The following is a 2,284-nucleotide window of genomic DNA, read 5'->3' on the forward strand; positions in this document are numbered from 1 at the left end:
CAAAGAACGCTTCACAGCAGACTGGATCGATACCTTCGCACAGTCTCAGGAAGAAGCAGAGAAAGTATACGAGGCTATCCGTCTGCCGAAGAGAGCGACAGCAGGAAGTGCCGGCTATGACTTTTTCGCACCGGCAGAATTTACTCTGAAACCAGGCGAAACAGTAAAGATCCCGACAGGAATCCGGGTGGAAATGCAGCCGGAATGGGTGCTGAAATGTTATCCGAGAAGCGGACTGGGATTTAAATACCGTCTTCAGCTTAACAACACAGTTGGTATTATTGACAGTGATTATTTCTATTCAGATAACGAAGGCCACATTTTTTCAAAGATCACAAATGATTCCAATGAAAACAAAACTCTTACAATCCCGGCAGATACAGGATTCATGCAGGGAATCTTTGTAGAGTACGGAATCACGGTAGATGATGATGCTACAGAAATCCGCAATGGTGGATTTGGAAGTACTACTGCGAAATAGTGGGTAAAAGTAATGTAATGTTCTGGCGGAGCATATTTCACAAAGTTTATAGATGAAATCAGAGCCAGAATGTAAAAAAAGTAGAACATAGGGAAGAATCTGAGATTTTTACTTTACGTTCTGCTTTTTCTTTGCTATAATATTTTGAGATTCAAAATATTTGCAATACATACAATTCAAGCGTATATACTGCGGAGCAGTTATTCGATTATGAACAAGTAACGAAGCGGATGATTTTATCCGCTTGACTAAAAAATATCAGGCAAAGAAATAAATTTAGGGAGAAAAGTTATGATCATCGAGCCAAAAGTAAGAGAATATATCTGTACAACCGCACATCCGCAGGGATGTGCAGAGAGTGTGCGCAACCAGGCAGATTACGCCTGTAAACAGGGAATGGTAAACGGAACAAAAAAAGCACTGATCATCGGATGTTCTACAGGCTACGGCCTCGCATCCCGTATCTGTGCACTGGAAAACTGTGGTGCTGATACTCTTGGAATCATGTTTGAACGTCAGGCAAATGGCAGAAGGACAGCTACACCCGGATGGTATAATACAGCAGAGTTTCACAGACTGGCTTCCGGGAAAGGTGTTTATGCAAAGACCATTAACGGAGATGCTTTTTCAAAGGAAATCAAGGAGAAGGCGATTGAACTGATCAAACAGGATCTTGGAAAAGTGGACCTGGTAGTCTACAGCCTGGCAGCACCGAGACGTACAGATGCAGAAGGAAAGACCTGGTCTTCCTGTCTGAAAACTACAGATGAGCCATTTACAGAGAAGAGTCTGGATCTGAGAAATAATGAGATCACAGAGAAAACAGTAGAACCTGCTACAGAGGAAGAAGTTTTAAGTACTGTAAAGGTTATGGGCGGTGAAGACTGGGCAGACTGGATTGATGCGCTGAAAGCAGCAGATGTACTGACTGAGAATGCAGTAACCGTAGCATATTCCTACATCGGACCGGAACTGACTTATCCAATCTACTATCATGGAACCATTGGAACTGCCAAACAGCACTTACAGAAAACAATGTCAGAGATTAATCAGGCACATCCGGATGTCCGCGCAGTAATTTCTGTAAACAAAGGTCTGGTAACTCAGGCAAGTGCAGCTATTCCGGTTGTACCGCTGTATTTTGCTATTCTTTATAAAGTTATGAAAAGGGCCGGAAATCATGAAAACTGTATTCAGCAGATTGCAAGGCTTTTTACACAGAAACTCTATACCCCGGAAGGTTTCCGGACAGATGAAAACGGATTTATCCGTATGGATGATTACGAACTGCTCCCTGAGATTCAGGAAGAAGTAAAGAAATGCTGGAAAGCAGTCACTACAGATACAGTAAATCAGTATTGCGACATTGACGGCTACTGGGAAGATTTCTATCATATGTTCGGATTCCATTACAGTGATATTGACTATACACAGGACGTAGATGCGAATGTGGAGATCAACGGGATTGTAATGTAAAATGACTATAAAAAATCCTCTCCCGGAAATATTTATGAATGTTCATAGATATTCCGGGAGAGGATTTTTTTCAGGAAAAAAGAAGAAAGCTCTCAAGCGAAGCGTAAGTGGAGAATGTCCAGCATAATCCCTGTTCCCCCTGATTTTTCACAGGGGATACACGACCACTCTGACGCAGGTCATAGGCGGCAGGAAGTACAGGGGCAGAGGCTGAAGATGCGTTTCCGGTGCTTACAGAAGAGACCATATCTGAACTTCCGTCTTCATAAGCCGGATTGAGGAGAAATCCTCGTTCTTTCAGTTCCTCAGCGGAGTAGCTTTCACAGG

Annotated in this window: 3 protein-coding genes; 2 read left to right on the forward strand and 1 reads right to left on the reverse strand. The window is 42.9% G+C overall.

Annotated elements, in window-relative coordinates:
- Together AC075J_RS03225 and fabV are read left to right on the forward strand one after the other, a co-directional pair.
- Positions 1-481 (forward strand): dCTP deaminase/dUTPase family protein (locus tag AC075J_RS03225; RefSeq protein WP_476389979.1); only part of this gene is annotated, 481 nt, incomplete at its 5' end.
- A 291-nt stretch (positions 482-772) separates the two neighbouring features.
- Positions 773-1,957: an enoyl-ACP reductase FabV gene (gene fabV, locus AC075J_RS03230; protein ID WP_008707571.1), complete on the forward strand. Its 1,185-nt coding sequence runs from the start codon at positions 773-775 to the stop codon at positions 1,955-1,957.
- Between the two features lie 70 nt (positions 1,958-2,027).
- Here the strand turns inward: fabV and AC075J_RS03235 are convergent.
- Positions 2,028-2,284, reverse strand: a 257-nt coding sequence (locus tag AC075J_RS03235) for a C1 family peptidase (RefSeq protein ID WP_476389980.1), incomplete at its 5' end; no start/stop codon positions are given.

It is taken from the genome of Blautia sp. ZXY-1-C6, from assembly GCF_056339875.1.

Coding starts and splice junctions, on each gene's coding strand:
- fabV (WP_008707571.1), top strand. CDS start 773: ATGATCATCGAGCCAAAAGTAAGAGAATATATCTGTACAACCGCACAT.